A 2391-nucleotide genomic window follows, 5' to 3' on the forward strand; every position below is an offset into this window, starting at 1 on the left:
TGTTGAACGAAACCTGCGGTAGCTTCTCGTTATTCAAACTTCTGGCGGTCAAACATTTGTGCTAAATATTTCCTACATTTAGCAATTCAATATTAAACGATAATTGTACCATGACAAAAAAAACCAGCTGACCAAATAGGTCAGCATACGCTTCTTGTTCAAGCGAGTAAACAAGTTATTGGATTCGCCGAACAAATCCAAAAGTTAAAGGTAAATCTTTCTATTTCGGGTAGAGCTCATAGTACCTTTCAGAATTATTCACGGCTTTTGGCAGTGATGGCATTGCATTTCAAATGTCTTCCCACTTCTTTAACCGAAGCCCAAATAAACGACTACCTTTATTCCCTCCAACAGCAACACAACACCCCTTCCGAAACCTATTTCAAGCACACCATTTATGGACTTCGTGCTCTGTTCAAAGTTGAAAATATCTCTGAAGACCACATCAAATTACCCAAACTCAAACGCTCTAATAAATTGCCTGTGGTACTGAGTAAATCCGAAATGAAACGGCTTTTACTCGCTCCCGATTTACTCAAACATCGGATTTTGATTGGTCTTTTGTATGGTTGTGGACTTCGCTGTTTCGAAGCCAGAAACGTCCAATTATCCGATTTAGACTTTGAACGAGCCGCCCTTCACGTCCGTCAAGGGAAAGGAGGGAAGGATAGGTATGTCCCTTTAAGTCAGCACCTTATTCGTGGATTAAAGCATTATATTCAAACCGAAAAGCCTAAGCAATGGCTCTTTAACGGACAACCACTGGCAGACCGTTCGGGCGGTGACTTCGATGGGCGATACAGTCAACGAGGGGTTCAATGGGCAATCACACAAGCAGTCAAAAAGGCAGGAATTTCTAAGGACGTGAGCGTGCATACGTTGAGACATACTTACGCAACGCATCTGTTGGAAGACGGCTTGGATATATTGACCATCAAGGATTTATTGGGACATCATTCCATCGACACAACCATGATTTATCTGCACGTGGCACAGTCGGGGAACAACAAAGCATTTAGTCCTCTGGATACACTTTATCCAATATGAAACCCGCCTTTGAAGTGGCGGAAATATTGGAAAAACACTGGACAAAAGTCCAAAATCTGAAACTTAATGCTTGGCAATATCGGACTTTGGATGCTCTGAAAAGATGTCGAACTGCCAGTCTGGGTAGGCATATTGATGCTTGCGATGATTGTGGACATCTGAGTTTGAGTTACAATTCTTGTCGAAACAGACACTGCAATAAGTGTCAAGGCGAAAAACGAGAAGATTGGATTACCGCCCGAGAAAGCGAACTCTTACCAGTACCATATTTTCACGTGGTCTTCACCTTGCCCAGCGAGTTAAATCCCGTGGCGATGTATGAACCCAAAGTGTTATACGACATACTTTTTAAGGTTAGTTGGGAAGTGATAGAAACCTTCTTTAAAAACCCAAAACGCCTCAGTACTAAGGGCGGTATGATTGCGATTCTGCATACTTGGGGACAGAATTTGAGCTTGCACCCACACCTGCACTGCATTATTCCTGGCGGTGGAATTGATCAAGATGGCAACTGGAAATATGCCAAAAACAAGGGTAAATTCTTATACCCCGTCAAGGCAATGGCGAAGGTGTTTCGGGCAAAATTTGTGGCAGAATTGAGGAAACAATTAGACCTTGACCAAAAGCTTTACAACGGGTTATTTTTAAAGGATTGGGTCGTCTATGCAAAACGCCCCTTTGGAAATCCGAAGGCAGTTATTGAGTACTTGGGGCGCTACACCCATAAAGTCGCCATCTCAAATCACCGCATCAAAGCCATTGACAATGAGACGGTTACGTTTACCTACAAAGATTATCGGGACGAGGCTAAAGTAAAATTAATGACTTTGACCCATGCAGAATTTATCCGCAGATTTTCTCAACATATTCTACCGAAACGGTTTGTGCGGATTAGACACTACGGGATTTTGAGTAGCACGTGGAAGCGATCTAAACTCTTTGAATTACAGATAAAATTGGGACTTACACCTGTTCCGAAAGTGGTAAAAGGGCTAAGAATAAATATTTGTCCATGCTGCCAAAAGGGGAAAATGGTAACAATTGTGACCTTCGATAGCCGAGGACCACCCGAAGAATATGTGCAATTATTGAATTTAGTACTATCCTCGAAGGCATAGCATTTGGGTAGGGGAAGGTGTGTGCTAAACCGAAAATATTGAGGGCAAATTACTGATTACCATTCACTTACAGACCAAAAACACAAAATTGGTCTCTTCCAAGAAGACACGCTCGTGTCGAGAAACCCATAGACATCTTTTCATCAATCTAACTCCGCTACCGCAGGTTACGTTCAACATAGCGTTCATTGTTGGCACTGCGTACCCAACGAACGCTTAGTTGTTG

2 protein-coding genes are annotated in these 2391 nt (G+C 42.5%); both read left to right on the forward strand.

What is annotated here, in order from left to right:
• The first annotated feature begins 276 nt into the window (after positions 1–276).
• Positions 277–1047, forward strand: coding sequence for a tyrosine-type recombinase/integrase (locus VB796_RS23635; RefSeq protein ID WP_323349062.1), 771 nt, complete (start codon positions 277–279; stop codon positions 1045–1047).
• Entirely contained in the window at positions 1044–2165 is a 1122-nt protein-coding gene (locus VB796_RS23640) for an IS91 family transposase (RefSeq protein ID WP_323349063.1), read from the forward strand. Before VB796_RS23635 ends, VB796_RS23640 begins: the two co-directional genes overlap by 4 nt.
• Positions 2166–2391 lie beyond the last annotated feature (226 nt).

The organism is Arcicella sp. LKC2W (genome assembly GCF_034931005.1).
Lineage (GTDB): Bacteria > Bacteroidota > Bacteroidia > Cytophagales > Spirosomataceae > Arcicella.

Bases quoted from the DNA above. Each gene is read 5' to 3' on its own strand.
- VB796_RS23635 (WP_323349062.1), top strand. From the start codon at position 277: ATGGCATTGCATTTCAAATGTCTTCCCACTTCTTTAACCGAAGCCCAA.
- VB796_RS23640 (WP_323349063.1), top strand. From the start codon at position 1,044: ATGAAACCCGCCTTTGAAGTGGCGGAAATATTGGAAAAACACTGGACA.